This is a genomic window from Nostoc sp. DedQUE02 (genome assembly GCF_034531035.1).
Taxonomy (GTDB): domain Bacteria; phylum Cyanobacteriota; class Cyanobacteriia; order Cyanobacteriales; family Nostocaceae; genus Nostoc.
Window position 1 is genome coordinate 25,835 of the sequence record NZ_JAVRBY020000055.1, and the last position, 21,360, is coordinate 47,194.

The window sequence follows — 21,360 nt, forward strand, 5'->3', positions numbered from 1 at the left end:
AATACGCTTTTATCTGGATAAGTAGCAGCGTTATTGCTGCTTGTACTAACAGCAACCAACCGTCAACTATCAATTCTCGGTTGGATAAAGATTACCTTTGGTATAAACTGGCTAGCACAAGCAGAACATAGTGGATTTTACCAGGCGATGTCTACAACGGGCTGCGCCTACGCCAGTGGTATTTACGAAGACTACGGTTTAAATGTAACTATCAAAATGGGTAGTCCGCAGGTTCTCAGTGGTATTCAATAGTTGATGTGGGTGCGGTAGATTTATTTATAGGTTATGGCATCGATGCCGTGAACGCCATAGCACAAGGTATTCCTAAAATCACAGTCGCAGCAATTTCCCAGAAAGACCCTTAGTGCCTTATTCCACATCCCAACCCAGCAATTAAAATCCTTGCCGATCTTAAAGGTAAAGCAACTTATGTCTTTGCTTCTGCTAACATTATCTATTGACCTTTACTCGAAACAAAGTATGGTTTTAGCGAAGATAAAAAGCGCCCCGACAAATTTCATCCGGCTCCTTTTCTGATTTCGCATAACATTGTCGATATTGCAACTATTTTATGTTTAAAAAATCAAATTTTCCATTGATACCATTTGATTCCATTTTGAGTTGTGCAACATAAAATTCTTTTTGAATTACATCGCCTACTGGCGTAAAAGCAATTTCACCGAGAGGAGTTTGAAATTTTTTTGTTAGTAACTCCTTATTCAATTCTGTACGCAACTGTGGCAGCCTCAATTTGTTAATATTGCTTTTTTTATCTAAAGATTGAAGAGCTTCTACATATACCTGTAAAGCCGCGAAAGCTTGAGCGCTTACTTGGGGTGGTTCTCGATGATATTTTTCAAAGTAAGCTTTGCGAAATGCGCTATTAATTTCACTGGCATATATAGGGCTATAAGCTTGAGCCACAATTACGCCATCACAAAGCGCTCTGCACACAGAAAATATATGAGATGTATTAAAACCATTGCCACCAACAATTATTCCTTTATAACCAAGTTCTCGTAATTGTTTAACTAAATTACCTCCATCTACAGCTAACCCGGATATAATCACCAAATCTGGTTTTAAATTAATGGCATCGCTGGCTTGAGCTTGAAAGTCGGTATCTGTAGTTTGAAACTTTTGGACTGTGACTAAATTCAATCCTAAATTTGTAACTGTTTTCTGAAATATTTCTGTTTCCGACTTATTGAAAGCATCATTTTGAGCGTAGAATACAGCTACTCTTTTGATTTGAGGATTTTGTTTGAGTGCAGCTTTTACTGAATAAGGAGCGACAACTGCAACAGATGAAGAAACACGAGCTACATAATCACCAATTTCGGGAATACCTTTAGCAGTATTTGATGCTCCAATAACTGGAACTCGATTGCGTTCTGCCACGGGATCAGCGCTAAAAGCTTGTTGTGATAAGGTAGGGCCAACAATGCCAACAACTTTATCTTTACTAATTAAAGTTTGAAAAGCATTAATGGCTCCAACTTCATCGCCACCAGTATCTTGATAGACTAATTTAATTGGTCTACCATTGATACCTCCTTTGTTATTAAAATAATTTTCAGCAATTTTTACTCCATCAGTTCCCTCTTGACCAAGTAATGCGACATTGCTCGTTTGTGCAAAAGCAATACCGATAGAAATAGGATTAGCTACACCTGTTGTCACTGTTGGATTATTTGCAGAATTTGCATTATTATTGCCACTTTTACCACAAGCTACCAGCAGTATAGAGGATGTAAATAGTAAGACAGTTTGATGTATGAGCGCTTTTTTCATAATTATTAATTACATTGCAAATCACAGCCGTTGCTTTGATCGCTGCGGCTATTTCTGGTTTACTAATGGCGGTTTTATTCACCCAAAGCAAATGGATTGAACGCAGTTTATTTCCTTATACAGTAATTTTACAAACAACTCCGATAGTTGCGATCGCGCCCCCAAAATTATCTGGATCAAAAATAATACCTTTGCTGCTTTAGTAGTTTGTGCCTGGATAGTCGCTTTTTTCCCCATCGTATCTAACACTACATTAGGACTCAACAGCTTTGACCGAAACTTGCTCAACCTATTTCAACTTTACAAAGCTTCTTGCTGGCTGCTATATTTCCATGTATCCAGGGCCATACCCATTTCTCACAACTGGGTGGGTGTATTAATTTTTCTCAGCTTGAGCGCCCTATCTGACCTTATATTAATTAAGTGGCATGAAAGTGTAGTGAAAGAAGAAAACTAGGATTTTAAAACGCAAAGGAACGCAAAGGTTTACGCAGAGGAACGCAGAGGAATAATTCTCTGCGAACCTTTGCGTTTCCCTCAGTGACTCTCTGCGTTAAAAAAAGGATATATCAGTTATGACGACAAAATTAGATGCCCTAATTAATTCTTTAGAAGGCATAGAAACCATTACCGACTCCGCCCAAGTGGCAAAATTATCCCAAGATTATCACACCTTTAGCCCGGTGCTGGTGCCGAAACTAGAGGGAAAAGTTGGGGATATTGTAGTGCGTCCCGCCAATGAAGCAGAGGTTTTAAAAGTTGCAGCCGCCTGTGCTAAATACCGTGTACCTGTAACTGTGCGGGGTGCTGGCACCGGAAATTATGGGCAGTGCGTACCGTTGTATGGTGGCGTAATTTTAGACATGACGCGGATGCAAGAGATTCTTTGGGCAAAACCGGGGATGGCGCGGGTAGAAGCCGGAGTGAAGCTGGCGGCTTTGGATAAAAAAACACGAGAAATTGGCTGGGAAATCGGTATGGCACCCTCCACATATCGCACAGCTACAATTGGCGGATTTATTGCTGGGGGAAGTGGGGGCATTGGCTCGATCCAATATGGGTTATTAGGCGATCGCGGTAATATCTTAGCATTGCGAATAGTAACTGTAGAAGATGAACCCCGTGCGATCGAATTACGCGGCGACGATGTGCAAAAGGTGAATCATGCTTGGGGAATTAACGGCATTATCACCGAAGTTGAAATCCCATTGGGGCCAGCTTATCCTTGGGCAGAAGTGATTGTCACATTTGACGAGTTTATGATGGCAGCGAAGTTTGGTCAGGCTCTTGGCAATGCTGATGGGATAATTAAGAAGTTAATTTCTGTCTTTGCATCCCCAATTTCCCAATATTTCCACACCCTACAAGAGTACATTCCTGAAGGAACTCACTCAGTATTTTTGATAATTGCCGAACCGAGTTTGGAATTCTTACCGGGTTTGGTGCAGCAATATGGCGGCCAGATTACATATAAAAAACCAGCCGAGGAAACAGCCAAAGGTATACATTTAGCAGAATTTTGCTGGAACCACACCACCTTACACGCCCGGAGTGTAGATACTGGAATTACCTACTTACAAAGTATGTTTCCTGCGGATAAAAGTTTGCAACAAGTAGATCGGATGTATCATCATTTCGGCGATGAGGTAATGATGCATTTAGAATTTTTTCGGATAAACGGTGTCGTAGTTCCTGGTGCTTTGCAACTTGTGCGCTACACCACAGAAAAACGCCTTAATGAGATTATCTCCTATCACGAAGAACAGGGTGTGAGTATTGCCAATCCTCATACGTATATTATTGAAGACGGCGGCAGAAAAGTTATTGATCCTCAGCAGTTAAAATTTAAAGAAATCGTTGATCCTTATGGGTTGATGAATCCTGGTAAAAGCAAGGTTCTTCAATTCCAAATTCCAAATTAGCAAACTACAGAAATAGAAATCATAACTTTCTCTGTATATTTGTGTAACCTTCTTCTAAAAAGCTAGTTGCTGGGCGTTTATAATTTGTGGTTTGATTTTAAGAGCCGTGGGGATAACCCAAAATCCAACATTCCAATAATCGCCCATGATTGAAATTGACGGTTCCTATGGAGAGGGAGGCGGACAAGTTCTTCGCACTTCCTTAAGCCTAGCCGCCATCACTGGCGAACCCATAAGGATTACAGGCATTCGTGCTGGACGTAAAAAGCCAGGATTAGCAGCACAACATTTAACAGCAGTTCGGGCGGCGGCGAGAATTTGTAATGCCCAACTACAGGGTGATGCTTTGGGTTCAACGCTGCTGCAATTTATTCCAGGTAGTGCTGTGCAAGCTGGAATTTATACCTTTGATGTTAGTAAAGCACAACAAGGTGGTTCTGCGGGTGCGATCGCTCTGGTTTTACAGACAATTCTCTTACCTTTAGCACTAGCAACGGGGAATTCTCAGGTAACGCTAAAGGGTGGAACTCATGTCAACTTTAGCCCGACAGCGACTTACATTGAGCAAGTTTATCTGCCTACACTGCAACGCATGGGTGTAGAAGCCCAAGTTAAGTTAGGCGCTTGGGGGTGGTTTCCCCAAGGTGGGGGAGAGGTAGAGTTACAAGTGGATGGTGGTGGTAAAATCGGCGGGATCAACTTGTTGGAACGGGGCAATTTACAACAAGTGCGGGGAATAGCAGTGGTAACGGAATTGCCTTCTCATATTCCCCAACGGATGGCGAATCGGGCGGAAAATTTGTTACGAGAAGCCCATTTGAAAGTTGCTGTACAGACTTTGCGCGAAAGAGGTGTTGCACCAGGGGCGGGTATTTTTCTCACTGCTGAGTATGAGAACAGCTTGACTGGCTTTGGTGGGTTTGGGCGTTTGCGGTTGTCGGCGGAAACTGTTGCAGAGATTGCTTGTCAGCAACTACTTGAGTTTCATCACACTGGCGCAGCAGTGGATGAACATTTAGCAGATCAGTTATTATTGCCGGCGGCTTTAGCTTCACACGAAAGTCATTATCGGGTGGCTGAAGTGAGTCGACATTTGACGACGAATGCAGCAGTAATTGAACAATTTGGGTTGGCGCAAATTACGGTAAATGAAGCTGAAAAAGTAGTGTCAGTAAAGAGTTTGACTACATAAAATAAGTGTTTATTAGTTTAGTAGTGCTTTTTGATAAAGTATCATTGCGATCGCATTTGCGGCTTTAACTAGCAGCAAAATCAGTAAATTTTCGTTTGTATGGGGCTTTAAAAGCCAAAACTATATCTTGTTTAGGAACTCCAGCTTCTACTAATTCATTAGCCACTCCGATTTCCGTTCCATCGCGTTCGATCCAAATTTTGCCATCTTTAATTTCTACATAAATAATACAACCAAATATTCGGGTTAGCTCTTGCCAACCAATATTCATAACTTGATAGCGATCGCGTTCAGTATCAAATAACAATTTAACTTCTGTCTGACTATTTGAGTGATTTTTGGCATGAATTTCCAAAATTTTTTGGACTATTTCTTGATAATTTAGTTTCTCCATATAACTATCTCCTCTTGAACTGGATTAAAAATTAGTAATTTTAGTTGATATTCGCCAATAATTCTTTGAATAAACTTCCGACTAAAAAACTCATTATAAACATCTACTGGAACTGCTAAATACAAAATCCGGTCGGGTTCTGTCAACCTCAATGCTGAACGGTAGTTGAGGCATTGACCAAGAGCTAGATGAAATTCCGTTACGTCTGAGGCTCCTAAAAAGGATTTTATCTCTACTGCTATTTTTTTACCAATTTTTTCAGCAGCTAAAATTCTCTCTGCTGTTAAGTCTATGTAAAAATCAATATCCTCAACTTGAATAAATAGATGCTCATCAGTAATTGTCCATTTATCTTTTTCAAGGGCAGTTTTAACTATATTATGAAATATATCTCTAGCTGGCATACATAAATTAAATCTAATTTACCACTACTCATACCATAAAGCGATGTCTACGACGGTCACTGAATCTCGACTCACTTCGACGCCGCTCAGTGCAAGTCGCTCGATTACCGCGTAGCGATGCACTGAGCGTAGTTGAAGTGTCGAAACTCAGTGCAAGTCGCTCGATTACCGCGTAGCCGTACCCCTCCGGGGAAGCAAGCTACGCAAAGCGTCTCGTAGAGAAGTGCAGGCTACGCCTACGCCTTTCTCCTCACACAAAAGCGATCGCCTACGACACTGAAATCAGCGCAATAACTTACCGTGAGTGAGGTGAAAGGTTAAAGAAGGTAGTAGGCAAGGGAGCATTTGCAATTAAACCCGTAAAGCTGAATTTATTGCAACAATAAGCAACTGACAAATTTACTAGGCGACTGCAAGTAATATTGAAACTAACTTGAGTCGTTCCTGATACTTGGTATTTACTGAAAATAATTAGACAGTATTGAAGTAGCTGTTAAAAAACATGGTAAAAAATTTATTAGTGACAGCTATGCAATTGGAACAAAACCGTGATTGATGAGCAAGAAATAGAAAAATTGTGGCAAGCTTTCAAGGTATTAGACGTAGACGGTAACGGATCGATCTCAACCGACGAATTGGGGGAGGTAATGCGATCGCTAGGGCAAAATCCTACGGAAACGGGGCTGCGTGACTTAATCAAAGAGATTGATGTTGACTTGTCAGGCACTATCGACTTTGAAGAATTTAAAACGCTGATGGTAGCTAAAGTAGGCGATCGCGAAAGCCGCCTCAAGTTAGCATTCAGCGCCTTTGATGAAGACAATAGCGGCCAAATTACTACCGCCGAGTTACGGAAAGTAATGAGTCAGTTTGGGCTGACAGACGCAGAGTTAAAGGAGATGCTACAGGAAGTAGATCATGATGGCGATGGCTCAATTGATTTTCATGAATTCTGTCAGCTAGTACCGGAAGAGTTAGAGAGCAAAACAGGTTATAAAGATTCACCAATTTCTCTTGACAGTTCGCTCAAAACAGTTTCCACTAACACTACAGGAGTTGTTGCCACCACACAGCCTAATCTCCAAGAAGCAGGCAACACAACTCCAGAGTTGGCACAACTAAAAGAACAGTTGGCGCAACACCCAAACTCACCAAATCAAAAAAAAAGTGGAACCTCCCGCTTACAAATGCAGATTGGTTTGTTTCGGCTAATTCAAGGAGCAGCTTATCGTAGTTTTCGGGAAAGTTTCTCTGCGAACCATGAAACTCACTTGCGCGTCAAAAATCTGCCGTACAGAATTACTGACTTTGTGGAATTTGTCAAGCAGGCGATCGCGCTTTACAAAGGATTAGGTGTAGTAGAAGAGGCTTGCCACCCCGTATTGGATGCAGTAGTTGAATCGATTGCCGATGAATATGCTCGATTGCAGGATCGGATCAAAAACTGGAAAACAGTGGCAAAGACTCCCGAAATGTTGGCAGAAGAGAAAGCGATTTTAGAGGCGCGGAGTAAATTTGCTAATGTCAAAGAAAAGTTTGCTGCCGGAGTCGAGTTTGCAATTACCATCAAAAAGAAAAGTCTTAGCTTGGGTGACATTGTAGAAGGTGTGTTGGCGATTAACGAGCTTAATCGGCTCAGAGCAATAGAAATGAATGAAGAGATGGCTCCACCTCCTCCTGAATCTCAGGGAAATCCCAAGGACTATTTAAAGAAGTGGAACCGCGTCATCCTTTCGCAGGCGACGGAGGAAGTTGATGGTGCAATGATGCCAGTGGCATATTGGTATGAAGATTTTATGCCAAAGTTATTAGCAGCCTTTAGTGTGTCTACGGCAGCAGATATCCAAAGCAACACCGTACCTGATGAGGCGGCTTTGGATGAGTGGTATAACTGCACCAAAAAATCAGGAGAATTTAGCCGCTACGGAGCAGATGTTGCCGAAAACTTTCTCCATTGCACTCCAAAGGAGAAACTGATGCTCAAACAAGCATGGCGGTTAACGCATCACTACCTAAATGGAGTGCAGAAACGGCGCGAACGCCTAGAATTTGGACGAGAATCAGGTGCGCTATCGCAGTATGTAGCATTCATTGATGTCTATCTGAATCGGACTGAAGTGAAGGATTCCCAAATGCGCGTCAGCTTCCCCTATTACATCGGCCCAGCAGTGTGGCGCTTCTTCCACACCACGGCTGAAATCGTGACTACCAAGACAGACGAAGAACAAAAAGCCGCAATAGCAATCTTCAAAGACTTCTTCCAACTTTTTGCCACGATGTACCCCTGTCCTTATTGCCGTCACCACCTGAATATGTACGTTGTGCAGAATAAAGAGATAGATATGTATCCGGTGGAATACCTTGTACTTGGACGCGATCCTAATCTTAGCGACTTTGAGGTGTCACTGGAGGCAAAATTATCCACCGTAGTCGATGGTTCCTCTCTGCGTTTATTCTTCTGGAAGTTACATAATACCGTTTCCTCTTCCATTGCGCGATCGGAGGAGTGGTATCACAAGGATGAGAAGGCATTTTACACTACCCGCTTTTGGCCCAGTCTTGACTCAGAGCTAGCAAGAGCCAATGCTCTCAAATATACCAGCATTGAAACTGCTCGTATTTACAACATTTATGGAATGCTCAAACCATTGGCAAGACTAACAGGAGTGAAAACGGAATTGCCAAAGCTGTTGCAAAAGGGCGATACAAATAACCTCAAGGAAGCATGTATAGTTGCACAGAACCACATTAGAGATTTAGAAGAAGCTATTATCCGTGGCGAGTTTCTGCAAGAGACATACTACTTTGAGCCTGAACTTACCGATAAAGCTCCCCTCTTCACCCCTGAAGAAGAAGAGTTTGCACGAACTGGTATGTTCATAGAAACCGCTTAAAATAATTTGTAATTCGTAGTTAAGAATTCAATTACGAATTACGAATTACGAATTACGAATTACGAATTTGTCCTTTTTTCTTGCCGTTCTTTGAGTTTCAACATGATTTCTGCGTGCATCTCGCGGGTAATTGGGTAAAAATACGTTAAAACTAAGCCAAAAATCAAACAAACTGTCGGTATGGGGCCAACGGCAACGCGAATAGCAAACAGTGCTGATTCCGGTTGGATGGGTAGTGGACTTCCGGCTACAGATTCTTTGAAACCAGCTACTTGCAAAGCATTTCCTACTAAAAATAGCCCAAAAGCTAAACCAAATTTTTGCAGCAAAACCATGAAGCCATAAAATATACCTTCTCTGCGTTGTCCGGTTTGGAGTTCATCTAATTCAATCACATCTGGAATCATTGACCAGGGAATTAGATAAGCTGTAGATACACCAATACCCGCCATCACAGCCATTATATACATCAAAACTATTTGACCAGGTTGTAAGAAAAATAGTCCGGTGGCGGCGATTATCCATAAACTCATTCCCAGAAAATAAACAATTTTTTTCCCGATTTTCTTACTCAACTCACCCCAGACAAATAGCATCAGCAGGGAAGTTACTTGGACTGCAATCAGTACTGTTTGTACGTCTGCAAATTTTAGACCCATACAATTGACTACAAAATAAGGAATAATGCTGGCTGTTATCTGCACACCTAGCCAAGAAAAAAGATATATACCAATAACAAATAAAAAAGGTCGGTTACTGAAGACAATTTTTAACTGTTCGCCGAAAGAGAGAGATGCAGGTTCCTCGGCTTGGATACGTTTGGCTTCAAAAGCCATGATGCGATCGCGGACTCCAAAAACGCACCAATATAATCCTAAAATCGAAATTACAGTACAAATTGCTGCTAAAACGAGATATGCTCGTTTGAGATCGGCAATCTGCGAAAAAACAATTTGCGCTAAAATCAACGACAGAATGCTGCCACCAATGGAAAATGTAAAGCGAAAGCTGTTAAGACTGGTGCGTTCGTCATAATCTTGAGTTAGTTCTGGAGTCATCGCCGTATAAGGCAAATTCACAACCGTGTAAAAGGACTGAGATATCACCCCAATCGCTACGTAGTACAAAAACAGTGGCCAAATATTCTCACTCTGATTTGCGCTAAATTGCGGTACAATCCACTGCAAGAAGAAGAAAATTCCAAAGGGGATTGCTCCATAAAACATCCAAGGAAGACGACGACCCCAACGCCGAGATTTCGTTTTGTCAGTCATGAACCCGACAAGCGGATCGTTTACGCCATCCCAGATTTTGCCAATCATCAAAATAGTGCCAGCTACACCCGCAGGAATACCAGCAACACTGGTAAAGAAAATCAGCAGATAAAAGACGGAGATATTTGCAGTAATTGCTGGCCCTAAATCCCCTGCACCGTAAGCCAGCTTTGTTTTTAAATCGAGTTTTTCACTGAGAATATCTTGTTGGGCATTGCCATCAGCAGTAGAATCATTCATAAAACTTTGCACTCATACTAAAATAAAAAATCTGCGTAGGCATAGCCCGTCGTAGACATCGCCTTCAATACTAGCTATCTACCACTCCCGTTAGACTTATGCCAGACCTTTACGTTTCTTGGTCAGATTATCACCAAAAAATTGAACAACTGGCTATTCAGATTTATCAATCCGGTTGGGAATTTAACCAGATTATCTGTCTTGCTAGAGGAGGACTACGAATTGGAGATGTTCTTTCGCGTATATACCAGCAACCACTGGCAATTTTAGCAACCTCATCTTACAGTGGCACTGGTAAGCAAGAAAGAAGTAATTTAATTTTCTCCCGTCACTTGACGATGACTGCTGAAAGGTTAGGTTCGCGCATTCTCCTAGTGGATGACTTAGTAGACTCTGGAATCACACTGGAACAAACTATACCTTGGATCAAGCAAAATAGTGATTTTCCCATTGAGAAAATTCGCACTGCCGTACTTTGGTATAAAGCCTGTTCTGTTATCAAACCCGATTATTATGTCGATTATTTGCCTGATAACCCGTGGATTCACCAACCTTTTGAACACTACGAGCAGATGAATCTTGCTGAACTTGCAGGTAAGCTCAATAAAGTGAGGAGTTAGGAGTTATAAGCAAAGGCAGTTTTAGTTAAAAAGAAGTATGATTCCTACAGTGGTTGCATCTTGCTCCTTAATCCCCTTTTTGCTTGCAAAAAGGGGAAGCAATACGGAAATATGGCGTTGCTGATTCCATGTATGAAAACGATTTTGCATAATACCAAAATCCTTGTAGAGACGTAGCAGTGCTACGTCTCTACATCTAGATTCATACTTCAATTCAGCAACGCCGGAAATATTGTAATGTTGATGATGAATATTGCAGTATTAATAAGGAATATTGGAATGTTGATCAGAAATCTTGCAATATTCCTTATGGATGTTGTAATGTTGGTGAGGAATATTGTAGTATTGATAACGAATATTGTAATGTTGATGAGAAATATTATAATATTCCTTATGAATGTTGTAATGTTGATGATGAATATTGCAATCTTGGTAAGAATAACTTCTACATTTACAGTCACGGACAATAAAGTGGCGATCGCTAATGAGTTAATATAGGTTGCGATCGCACCACAGATAACTCTACATCAAATCTTCCACTTACGTAGGAGTTAGTTCAATGGGCAAGGTATTCCAATGCCATATCCCTGTGCGTAATCAATTCCTAGTGCCGTAATTCGCTCTAAAATCGCGTCATTTTCTACAAACTCAGCAATCGTCTGAATACCCATCACACTGCTAATGCGCGTAATTGCTGTCACGATCGCATTATCCACAGGATTCTCGACAATGTTACGAATAAAACTCCCGTCAATTTTGAGGTAATCTATAGGCAGAGACTTGAGATAGGCAAACGATGACATCCCTGCCCCAAAATCGTCCAATGCGAAGCGACAGCCCATCCGTTGAAGTTCTTGAATGAACTTCCTGGCTTTGAGCAGATTAGCGATCGCCACAGTCTCGGTAATCTCAAAGCAAATATGCTGGGGTAAGATGGGGTGTAGGGTAAACTGCTCATGCAAAAAGTCAATGAAGCGATCGTCATTGATGCTAGAGCCAGAAAGGTTAATTGCATAGATGCTTTGTTTATTGTCAACAACCCTTGACCAATTCTTGAACAGAGTCCGAATCACCCAGCGATCAATCAGGTGCATCAAGTTGTAGCGTTCTGCTGCTGGAATAAACGCCATCGGCAGCACTAATTTTCCCTGCTCATCCCGGAGCCGCAGCAGCACTTCATAATGGTCGGTGTTTTGCTCTGTCGGGATAATAGCGGCAATCTTTTGAGCATAGAGACAAAACCAATCACTTTCTAAGGCTTGAGAAATGCGGCTGACCCACTGCATCTGCCCACGCTGTTGGAGTCGCTCCTGGTCGTCAGTCTGAGCAACGTACACGCGATTGCGCCCCCGGTTCTTCGCGCTATAGCAAGCGGCATCAGCCGTGCTGATAATCTCTGCAAGGCTCTCGCTATTCGTGTCGATACCAACCAAGCCGATACTTGCTCCAATTGAGAATACCTGCTCTTGCCAAACAAACCGGAACTGTTGAACACACAAAAGCAGATTGTTGGCAACTCGTAAAGCTTCATCAAGCGTACACTGATTGAGTAATACGCCAAATTCATCGCCGCCTAAGCGTGCAAGTGTGTCAGTTTTCCGAATCTTCTCCTTCAATAAGACAGTAATTTGACGCAGTAATTCGTCTCCAGCCACATGACCACAGGTATCATTGACGATTTTGAAGTGATCGAGATCCAAATAGCACAACGCATGAACCTGGTAGTCTAACTTGGCAAGGCGCAATGCTTGTTCAACCCGCCGCTCAAATTCTTGGCGATTTACCAATCCCGTTAAAGCATCATGGGTTGCTTGCCAGGATAGCTGACGCGACAACTTGCGGTTCTGAGTCACATCATGAAACACCATAACCGCGCCAATAACTTCTCCCTGACGATTGCGAATGGGCGCGGCGGAATCTTGAATCGCAATCTCTCGATCGTTCTCAGTAATTAAGACGGTATGGTTTGCTAAATTGACAACTCGATTTTCCTGTAATGCTTGCTCAATTGGGTTCTGAACTTTCTCCCGTGTGGTTTCATGCACAATTTTAAAGATTTCTTCTAACAGCACCCCTTGTGCGGATGCTTCACTACATCCCAGCAGAGATCCTGCAACTGGATTCAAGTATTGAATCCTACCAAAGGCATCTGTGGTGATCACTGCATCTCCGATCGATTGCAACGTCACCTGAGCTAATTCTTTTTCTTGAAAAAGTGTTTCTTCGATTTGCTTGCGTTCTGTAATATCTTGAATAGCTCCATACAGTCTAATAGTCTTACCTTGAGTATCATAAGCTACCTCTGCTCTTGACTCCAGGTAGCGCAATGAGCCATCAGGTCGGATAATGCGATATTCAAGAGCGAAAGGAGTTTTATTGGCGATCGCCCCTAGTAGATGCCTCTGCAACACTGGTCGGTCTTCTGGATGAAGCATCTGCATAAATGCAGCCTGTGTCGGTGCTGATTCAGCAGGATTTAAACCGAAGATGCGGAAGGTTTCGGCTGACCAAATTTGTCTTTGAGATTCTAAATGCCATTCCCAACTACCCAGATGGGCAATCTTTTGAGCAGTAGCTAGCAGTGTTTCACTACGACGGAGTTCTTCTTCGGCTTGTTTGCGTTCGTTGAGTGCGACTTGCCGTTCTGTAACATCTTGGGCAGTCCCGTAGAGGCGAATTACTTTTCCATCCGCGTTGAATTCTGCATGTCCAATCCCTTCAATATAAATAGTAGACCCGTAAGTTGGAGACGCCCGCAGAATGAGTTTGTAGGATTCGCCAGTTGACATTGTTCGCTCAACAGCTTGGGCTAATTTTCCTGCATCTTCTGGCAAGTACAGTTGCAGATTTTCTTGGTAGTTCGGCTCAAGAAGTGCCGGATCTCGATTAAACAGGGTGAAAAGCTGCTTTGACCAGGTTATTTTGCCACTAGCAAGATCAAACTCCCAATTACCGAGACGAGCAACTCGCTGAGATTCTTCTAATAAAGCTTCATTCTTGCGTAGTGTTTCTTCACCATGTTTGAAGTCGGTGACATCCACCACCAGCCCATCCCAAGCTACACGGCCATCCTGCAACAGGCGTGGTGTGGAACGAAAATGAAACCATTTCAGCCGAGCGCTGGGCGTTTGGATTCGCACTTGTATATCAAACACTGAGAGATTCCGCCAGGATTCATCCTCTGCTGCCAACAGGAGCGGTGCGTCCTCTGGGATAAACTGGCGATAGAGTAAACTTGAATCTTTCAGTGCGTCTTCTGCCTTGACTTCCATCAGTCTTTCAATCCCCGCGCTGATATAGTCAAAGCGATTGCTGCCATCAAATTCGCGGATTACCTTATAAATTGCCCCATTAGGCAGATTATCGCCAATTCTCCGCAACATAGCTTCCCGTTCTTGTAATGCGAGTTCTGCCTGTTTGCGTTCACTAATTTCCCGCTCCAGTTCTTGATTGGCTGCCTCAAGTTGTGCAGAACCGGGGAGAATAAGTACTTTTGGTATCAAAGGTATAAGTTCACAAGCTGTGTAGACTGAAACTAGGGCTGTAATAGCTTTAAGGCAACCACTCAACCAATAAGTTGGATACCAGAGCGTCCAAATCTCCATCAGGTGGGTAGTGCCACAAGTAACAATAAATGTTGCAAATAGCAGAAATATCCAGTTGAAGGGAAAATTTTGGCGCTTGCGGACAAAATAAAGTAGCGTGATCGGAATGGAATAATAAGAAAGCGCAATTAAACTATCGGATACAATATGCAACCCCACTAATTCTGGTTTCCAAAGATAGCAATGACCGTGGGGAATAAACTGCTTATAAGCAAGAAGGCTTTTCCAAAATTCCAGCATCACGTTGTCTCAAACAAAAGTTGTTTTACTTAAGTAGTAGTTGATTATATTACCCAAATCCCTTCAGCATTGGGTAACTTGGCGCCCCTAGCATCGTGGTTACTTTAGCATAATTGGCGAACCTGGTAGCGGAGAGAGTGCTATCTTTAGCAACTATGTGACATAAAATCCACGTATTCTTTATTACAACTCTCAACTTGATTGCATACAAATGAGCGATCGCAATAACAGCGCATCTACCATACACGAAAATTCATAAGAGAGTTGACCTGGGGAACATCCTAAGGTCAAGATAAAAGAGTTAGATATCTGTCAAAGTCCTAAGCACATCTGATGTCGCCTGATTTCCTTTCATTTCCCTGTTTTTTGGGTAAACACGAAAGGTAAGGGCGATAATTATTAACGCGGCAAAAAACTTAAAAAGTACGCACGGATTGCTAAGACGTGCCTGGACGCAGAGGGTTAAATGCGCCGTTGCACCCCGATGAAGCGTCAAGAAATAGCTGATTAAATCAAATTCTAAGCGATTTAATCATATATTTTGTAGCAGCTACTTGTGGAAAAGAAAATTTAGGTGTGAATGTTGTTATGAAAGTTGGCGATCGCGTCCGCGTTAAAGATTCGGTGGTAGTGTATCATCATCCTGAACATCGAAATCAGCCTTTTGACATCAAAGGCACAGAAGGCGATGTAATCGGTATTGCCACCCAATGGCAAGGTAGACCCGTAAGCGCTAATCTGCCGGTTGTAGTCCAGTTTAATAAAAAGTTTAAAGCTCATTTGCGTGAAAATGAGCTAGAAATCATCTAAATCACTTATCGGCGGCGAAACCACTGAAAAATATTCAGTTCGCCGCGCATTCTTTTAAGTTCTTGGCGGTTTTGTTCTGCTGTTGTATAATACCAATCACAATAACGTTGAAAATCTGACCGTGACCGAACTTCGTGGTAAAACTGGTGAGTTGTTTGGTAAGCGGCAAAAGCTTCCTCAACTTGGGGTTGAGGAGATGGCATAATATAGGGTAAATTTTTAGACATAAAATTAATTGAGTTAGTTATTAATCATTAGTATTAAGAGTTTAGAATTGAGGCAATCACAATTAGAGCCAACCGCGTAAGCGATAAACTAAAGAACCAATGTACTCTTTTAAAGCGGTGGTAAATTGGTGTAAGTTGTCGGTATCAGGTAATAAATTCAGTATAGCGGCTTTGGGAGTGCTGCCGAGTTCTTGCAGTTCACCCTCACTAACCAGAAAGTCAGTTGGTGCAGGAATAACATTGATTCCTTGACGCTGGAAAATCTGAAGCGATCGCGGCATGTGCATTGCCGAAGTTACTAATAATACCTGACGAATGCCACGAGACGACAAAATCTTTCGGACATTTACAGCATTTTGATAAGTATTGAGAGAATCAGGTTCTTGGACAATCGCTTCCGATGGAATACCGATAGATGTAAGTATTGTTGCCATATCTGCCGACTCTGGCGAACCACTTCCACGCCAATCAATGCGGCCGCCGCTCAGAATGATTATAGGCGCTTTTTTTTGGCGATACAGTTGTGCAGCGTAGATTACGCGATCGCCTGCTTCACTCAAATCGACGGTAGGTCTTGGAGGAAAAGCTGATTTAGTTGCACCACCCAAAACCACAATCGCTTCTGCAACTGGTATTTGGGCGGGTGGAAGATTTTGCCATTCTAGCGATCGCACTAAAGATTTAGCAATCCAAGCATTGCTACAAAATAGCAATAAACTTAAGGCAAAAGCAATTGCGATCGCAGCAGTTCGCGGTCGTTTCCACAACGTAACTAATGCTACAACCAAGCTCACGCAGGCTAATCCTAGTGGATAAAAAAATAGTGGCAGTAATTTGGATAAATATAAAAACATATTATTAGGGCATGGGGCAGGGGAGCAGGGGAGCAGGGGAGTAGGGGAGCAGGGGAGCAGGGGAGCAGTTGCAGTAAGTCTTTCCCCTCTGCCCCTCTGCCCCTCTGCCCCTCTGCCTCTTATGCCCAATCCCCAAATTACTACTTTTCCCAAAACTTGAAATTGAAACTATTTCCAGGAGCGCGACGGTAACGGCGACCGGCTCTTCTGATTTGCCGTTTGTTGATCCTCTCGTTTGTTGGTTCAACTTCGCCCTCTTCTGGCTCTTCAATTTGCAACTGAGTTCTAGTTTCTTCTTTACTTCCCCACCAAGCAGTAATCCAGCCTCCAGCTAAAGCGCCTATTCCACCTAGCAAGATACTCATGGGTGCTGGATAGCCCAAATATACAAAGCCCAGCATAAAAAATAACCAGTATTTCAATCCTGTATCAACACCATCAGATGAGGCGACTGCTGGAGCTTGGGGGCTATTATCAGTTACATTGGTGATCCAGCTTAAGATGAAACCGCCCATGATTCCTAAAAAGATGCTCAGGGCTGGTGCGGAGCCAGTCATTATTAATATAAATGTTAAAAATGCCCCAAATAATAGTTGAGAAAAGAAGCTGGGAGAAATACTGAAAAGGTCGTTCTTTTTGTCTGCCATAAAATAAAAAACTTATTTAACTAATTACTCATGACGCTCTCTTCGAGACGCTAAAAGCGTAGCTTGCTTCTCTGAAAGAGTACGCGGACTCGCTAACGTAATTCCTAATTTTCGATTCAATTATGAATTACGAATTACGAATTACGAATTATTTTAATTGTGCCTGTTGTGGCTGAGTTGTATCCCAAATCTTTACATAAGGTTGTTCCTCTTCAGTGAAAGGTTCAGCTTGTTTGATTTGTGAGGCTAATAAATCGGCGGTAGCATCAGCAATATCACCAGTGCGATTATTCAAACGCTCTTTTAGAACTTCAAGCGGTGCTGTGCATTGGATAATCTGAACGGGGAGTTTGTGCTTTGTAGCTTGTGCGATCGCTTCTTGCCTTAACTGCCGTTTGTCATACTTGGCATCCAAAATCACCGAAAAACCTTGTTTAGCCAGGATAATTCCCAATTCCAGCAGCCTTGTGTAAGTTTTCTTAGTCATTTCAGGAGTATACAAATCATCGCCACCTCGTTCCCACAAAGAAATTCCCCCTAAATACTTCCGTACTGCATCAGAACGCAGGTGAATCGCTCCCAGTTTACGAGCTAAAAACCTTGCTGTGGTACTTTTACCAGAACCCGACAACCCCGACATCAAAATTAGTTGTCCCAGCTTTGGTTTAGTGTATTCCCAAGCCTGTTTGTAATAGTCAGTGGCAGTTTTTCTCGCTTCTTCCTTCGCCGTCGCGGGTACACTCGAATCATCGAGCAAAAACGATGTCACCTTTGCCCGGACATAAGCCTGACGGCTTAAATACAAGGGCAGAACCTGTAAACCTTCCCAGTCCCCAGTTTGCTCTATATAGGCATTCAAAAACGCATTACTCAAGTCTTGACGCTGCCGTGCTTCCAAATCCATCACTGTAAACGCCACATCGTACATCACATCGACAAAGCGAAACGACTCATTAAATTCAATGCAATCAAACAACAAGATTTTATCGTGCCACAGGGCAATATTTCTCAGGTGTAAATCCCCGTGACATTCACGAATATAATCGTTGTGAATTCTGCTAGCAAATAATTCTGGACGTTCGGCAAAAAATTTATCTGTATATTGCTTTGTTTCTGTAAATTGCTCTTGAGTCTGGGGGCCACCAATATACTTCTGAGTTTGCTGATAATTCTCATCAAAGGCAGCCCGAACATTTGGCACTTCACCAAAAGTACGAATGTAATTATTCGTCTGTGCTTGGGCATGATATTGAGCCACCACCCGTCCCAACTCATCTAGGCGTGTCTCATTTAACTTACCTTCTTCAAAAAGTGTACTTAATAGCGACTCTTGAGGAAACTGGCGCATTTTCAGCACATATTCTACAGCCTCGGCTGTTCCCGCTAACTGGTATTGTTCCCCTACCAAAGTTATGGGCAAAACTTCTAAATACAGTTCACCAGCACCGCGCTGATTTAGGCGTAACTCTTCCTGACAAAAATGCTGCCGCTTATCTAAGGTAGAAAAGTTCAAAAAGCCAAAATTCACAGGTTTTTTCAGCTTATAAGCGTAATCCCCAGTTAACAGCAGATAAGAAGCGTGGGTTTGAATTAGTTGAATAGGTTCTGTTACCGTATGGGGATAAAATCCAGGCTGCAACATTTGCTGAATTAAAGCTGGAAGAGTCGCTTCTGTCATCTCTGTCCTCTACGGTTCAAATACAAAAAAACCAGGAGTTTCCTCCTGGCTATCATCAAAAATTATTACACACTTACGTAGCTTCAGAGGTTGTTTCACTCTCTGCCTCAGCTTCTTCCTCAGCAGCAGCGCTGATTTGCGGCTGCGAGACGCTAACTACGACTCGCTCCGTATCACCAAGAACTGTGACACCTTGAGGCAAGACTAACTCGTGAACACGCAAGCTGTCTCCGATTTTCAGGTTAGAGACATCAATTTCAATTATTTCCGGGATGTTTTCTGGCGCACAGCTGACTTGCAACTCAGTGATAACAGTGTCTAAAAAACCACCTTCTTGTTTAACACCAACAGCAGTTCCCACATAGCGCAGAGGTACTTCTACAGTGGTGTCGCCGTGGCCAGCAACCGCGAAAAAGCTGAGGTGGTAAGGCGTACCTTTGGCTGGATGGATTTGAAGTTCCCGCAGCAAGGTTTTACCGCGCCAAGGTGCATCAGCAATATTCAACTCGATCAAGGTGTTGTTAACGGAAGCTCTTTTGAGCAAACGCTCAACAGTTTTAGCTTCAATGGTCAAAGAAATGGATTCTGTACCCTTATGACCATACAAATTGGCAGGTATCAGTCCAGCACGGCGCAAAGCTCTTGGCTTGCTGCCTTCTGGACGTTTTTGAGATTCGACTGTAATAGCCATAAAAGTTGTCCTTTGTCAGTTGTCAGTTGTCCTTTGTCCTTTGTCATTAGTCATTTGCTAATGAACCTTCGGTTTCGCCAGTTGCTCATGGGGGAAACCCCCTTGGCGCTAGCCTCTCCCTTTGGGAGAAGACCGCACTGGCTCACCAACAACAAATGACTAATGACTAAATTTACGCACTAAGTAGGGTAGCAGGTGTACCGTCGGGGTGCAATAAAGCGCGTTTAGGCCCGTGGATGGGGTCTTCTACGATTATGGTTTGATCGCGGCTGGCTCCTAATGAGACGATCGCGATCGGAACTTCCATCAATTCGGCTAAGAATTTGAGATAATCCAATGCTCGTTGTGGCAAGTCTTCTAGAGTGCGGCAGTGAGTTGTTGACACTTTCCACCCTGGTAAGGTTTTGTAGATGGGGCGACATCTAGCAAATTGACGAGAACTGGTGGGGAAGTGTTCGCTGCGTTGGCCATCTATGTCATAAGCGACACAAACTTGGATTTCCTCTAATTCATCGAGAACATCCAGTTTGGTGAGCGCCATACAATCCATACCGTTAATCCGCACGGCATAGCGACCGATGACCGCATCAAACCAGCCACAGCGGCGTTTGCGTCCGGTGGTTGTGCCAAATTCAGCACCGCGATCGCACAATAATTCTCCCAATTTTCCATCCAATTCCGTGGGAAATGGCCCCTCTCCGACACGGGTTGTATAGGCTTTTGACACGCCAATTACCCGGTCAATCATTGTTGGCCCTATCCCTGTACCAACACAAGCCCCCCCAGCCACAGGGTTAGAGGAAGTGACATAAGGATAAGTTCCGTGATCTAAATCAAGGAGCGTACCTTGTGCGCCTTCAAATAAAATATTGCGCCGTCGCCAAATCGCATCCGATATTTTCAACGATGTATCAACAACGTGAGGTCGTAAGCGTTCTGCGTAGCCCAAATATTGCTCAATCACCTCTTCTGGATCTAGAGGTGGCAAGTTGTAAAGCTTTTCTAAAATGACGTTTTTATAATTAATCGTCCACTCTAACTGCTCACGTAGTCCATCAGGATCCATTAAGTCTAAAACTCGGATGCCTGTACGCTCAGATTTGTCAGCATAAGTCGGCCCAATGCCCCGACCTGTTGTGCCGATCTTATAGCTTCCCCGTCGTTCTTCAGATGCCTGGTCAATCAACCGATGATAAGGCATTGTTACGTGGGCTGTCTCAGATATCAGCAGGTGGTCAGTGGAAATATTTAATTCTTTTAGTTGGTCGATTTCTGCGATCAAAATCTGTGGATCGATCACTGTTCCACAGCCGATAATGCAATCGGTATTTGGATACAAAATCCCAGAGGGAATCAAGTGCAGTTTAAAGGTTTGACCTTTAACTACAATCGTGTGTCCAGCATTGACACCCCCTTGGTAACGCACCACAACATCTGCGGAACGGCTGAGTAAGTCAGTTATTTTACCTTTTCCTTCATCGCCCCATTGGGCACCTATGACAATGACGTTAGCCAAGAGCTTATATTAAGAAGTAAAGTTTCCACAAACTATAATTATTAACACATTGTGTGAATCATGTCAATAATCAAAATACTCTAATTTATCGGGGTACTTAGGGATATATACAACGTTTTACTACCAAGAAGATGATTTTTCAAACATCCTTTTATTGTTAAAAAACTTAGTTGTTAATTTATTGAAATATCTTGAAGCGGATTGAGTTTTACAAAGTCATACCAATTTTAACGTGAGTTTAGTGAACCTCTCCCAGACAACCTGCCTCTCCCACGGGGAAAGGGCTACGGTGTACACACAAGTGTTGGTGCAGTGTATCTATCCCGCCTCGGAATAAATTCCAAGTCTCATAACGAAA

General features: G+C 42.8%; 18 protein-coding genes. 7 read left to right on the forward strand and 11 right to left on the reverse strand.

The annotated features are described in order from the left end of the window. The first annotated feature begins 33 nt into the window (after window positions 1-33). Window positions 34-252, forward strand: a complete 219-nt coding sequence (locus RMX98_RS28685) for a hypothetical protein (RefSeq protein WP_322681889.1) — start codon at window positions 34-36, stop codon at window positions 250-252. Between the two features lie 312 nt (window positions 253-564). Here RMX98_RS28685 and RMX98_RS28690 read toward each other — a convergent pair whose 3' ends face one another. Beyond that, a complete protein-coding gene (locus tag RMX98_RS28690; protein WP_322681888.1) occupies window positions 565-1,794 on the reverse strand; it encodes an ABC transporter substrate-binding protein in 1,230 nt (409 codons plus the stop codon). Window positions 1,795-1,808: 14 nt separating this feature from the next. Here RMX98_RS28690 and RMX98_RS28695 point away from each other — a divergent pair, with 14 nt between their 5' ends. The 3 genes from RMX98_RS28695 (at window position 1,809) to rtcA (ending at window position 4,908) form a co-directional block, all read left to right on the forward strand. Continuing rightward, a complete protein-coding gene (locus RMX98_RS28695; RefSeq protein ID WP_322681887.1) occupies window positions 1,809-1,997 on the forward strand; it encodes a hypothetical protein in 189 nt (62 codons plus the stop codon). Window positions 1,998-2,369: 372 nt separating this feature from the next. Further along, entirely contained in the window at window positions 2,370-3,716 is a 1,347-nt protein-coding gene (locus RMX98_RS28700) for an FAD-binding oxidoreductase (RefSeq protein WP_322681886.1), read from the forward strand. 145 nt (window positions 3,717-3,861) lie between these two features. Continuing rightward, on the forward strand, window positions 3,862-4,908 hold the full coding sequence (gene rtcA, locus RMX98_RS28705; protein ID WP_322681885.1) for an RNA 3'-terminal phosphate cyclase: 1,047 nt from the start codon (window positions 3,862-3,864) through the stop codon (window positions 4,906-4,908). A 64-nt stretch (window positions 4,909-4,972) separates the two neighbouring features. Here the strand turns inward: rtcA and RMX98_RS28710 are convergent, their stop codons facing one another. Further along, a complete protein-coding gene (locus RMX98_RS28710) occupies window positions 4,973-5,302 on the reverse strand; it encodes a XisI protein (protein WP_322681884.1) in 330 nt (109 codons plus the stop codon). Beyond that, window positions 5,290-5,706 carry a XisH family protein gene (locus RMX98_RS28715; protein ID WP_322681883.1) on the reverse strand — a complete coding sequence of 139 codons (417 nt, stop codon included), beginning with the start codon at window positions 5,704-5,706 and terminating at the stop codon, window positions 5,290-5,292. The genes RMX98_RS28710 and RMX98_RS28715 overlap by 13 nt, the downstream gene beginning before the upstream one ends. 548 nt (window positions 5,707-6,254) lie before the next feature. On the opposite strand from RMX98_RS28715, the gene RMX98_RS28720 reads away from it, so the two are divergent. Next, complete coding sequence (locus RMX98_RS28720; RefSeq protein WP_322681882.1) at window positions 6,255-8,600, forward strand: EF-hand domain-containing protein; 2,346 nt, start codon at window positions 6,255-6,257, stop codon at window positions 8,598-8,600. Between the two features lie 59 nt (window positions 8,601-8,659). Here the strand turns inward: RMX98_RS28720 and RMX98_RS28725 are convergent, their stop codons facing one another. Next, window positions 8,660-10,114 carry an MFS transporter gene (locus tag RMX98_RS28725; protein WP_322681881.1) on the reverse strand — a complete coding sequence of 485 codons (1,455 nt, stop codon included), beginning with the start codon at window positions 10,112-10,114 and terminating at the stop codon, window positions 8,660-8,662. 98 nt (window positions 10,115-10,212) lie between these two features. Between RMX98_RS28725 and RMX98_RS28730 the strand changes: the two genes are divergently transcribed. After that, the gene (locus tag RMX98_RS28730; RefSeq protein WP_322681880.1) at window positions 10,213-10,734 is read left to right on the forward strand and encodes a phosphoribosyltransferase; all 522 of its coding nucleotides are present in this window, start codon (window positions 10,213-10,215) and stop codon (window positions 10,732-10,734) included. Window positions 10,735-11,285: 551 nt separating this feature from the next. On the opposite strand, the gene RMX98_RS28735 is transcribed toward RMX98_RS28730, so the two are convergent. Next, window positions 11,286-14,579, reverse strand: a complete 3,294-nt coding sequence (locus RMX98_RS28735; RefSeq protein ID WP_409881637.1) for an EAL domain-containing protein — start codon at window positions 14,577-14,579, stop codon at window positions 11,286-11,288. A gap of 588 nt (window positions 14,580-15,167) precedes the next feature. Between RMX98_RS28735 and RMX98_RS28740 the strand changes: the two genes are divergently transcribed. Then, window positions 15,168-15,389, forward strand: coding sequence for a ferredoxin-thioredoxin reductase variable chain (locus tag RMX98_RS28740; protein WP_322679469.1), 222 nt, complete (start codon window positions 15,168-15,170; stop codon window positions 15,387-15,389). Window positions 15,390-15,394: 5 nt separating this feature from the next. Here RMX98_RS28740 and RMX98_RS28745 read toward each other — a convergent pair whose 3' ends face one another. The 6 genes from RMX98_RS28745 to RMX98_RS28770 all read right to left on the reverse strand — a co-directional run bounded on the left by RMX98_RS28745 (window position 15,395) and on the right by RMX98_RS28770 (window position 21,002). Continuing rightward, the gene (locus RMX98_RS28745) at window positions 15,395-15,616 is read right to left on the reverse strand and encodes a hypothetical protein (protein WP_322679467.1); all 222 of its coding nucleotides are present in this window, start codon (window positions 15,614-15,616) and stop codon (window positions 15,395-15,397) included. A gap of 62 nt (window positions 15,617-15,678) precedes the next feature. Further along, window positions 15,679-16,470: a YdcF family protein gene (locus tag RMX98_RS28750; protein ID WP_322679466.1), complete on the reverse strand. Its 792-nt coding sequence runs from the start codon at window positions 16,468-16,470 to the stop codon at window positions 15,679-15,681. A 140-nt stretch (window positions 16,471-16,610) separates the two neighbouring features. Next, entirely contained in the window at window positions 16,611-17,117 is a 507-nt protein-coding gene (locus RMX98_RS28755; RefSeq protein ID WP_322679465.1) for a hypothetical protein, read from the reverse strand. Window positions 17,118-17,265: 148 nt separating this feature from the next. Then, the gene (locus RMX98_RS28760; protein ID WP_322679464.1) at window positions 17,266-18,795 is read right to left on the reverse strand and encodes an AAA family ATPase; all 1,530 of its coding nucleotides are present in this window, start codon (window positions 18,793-18,795) and stop codon (window positions 17,266-17,268) included. 73 nt (window positions 18,796-18,868) lie between these two features. Then, a complete protein-coding gene (locus tag RMX98_RS28765; protein WP_322679463.1) occupies window positions 18,869-19,486 on the reverse strand; it encodes a 50S ribosomal protein L25/general stress protein Ctc in 618 nt (205 codons plus the stop codon). Window positions 19,487-19,658: 172 nt separating this feature from the next. Further along, window positions 19,659-21,002 (reverse strand): adenylosuccinate synthase, encoded by a 1,344-nt coding sequence (locus RMX98_RS28770; protein WP_322679462.1) that lies wholly within the window; start codon window positions 21,000-21,002, stop codon window positions 19,659-19,661. Between the last annotated feature and the right edge of the window lie 358 nt (window positions 21,003-21,360).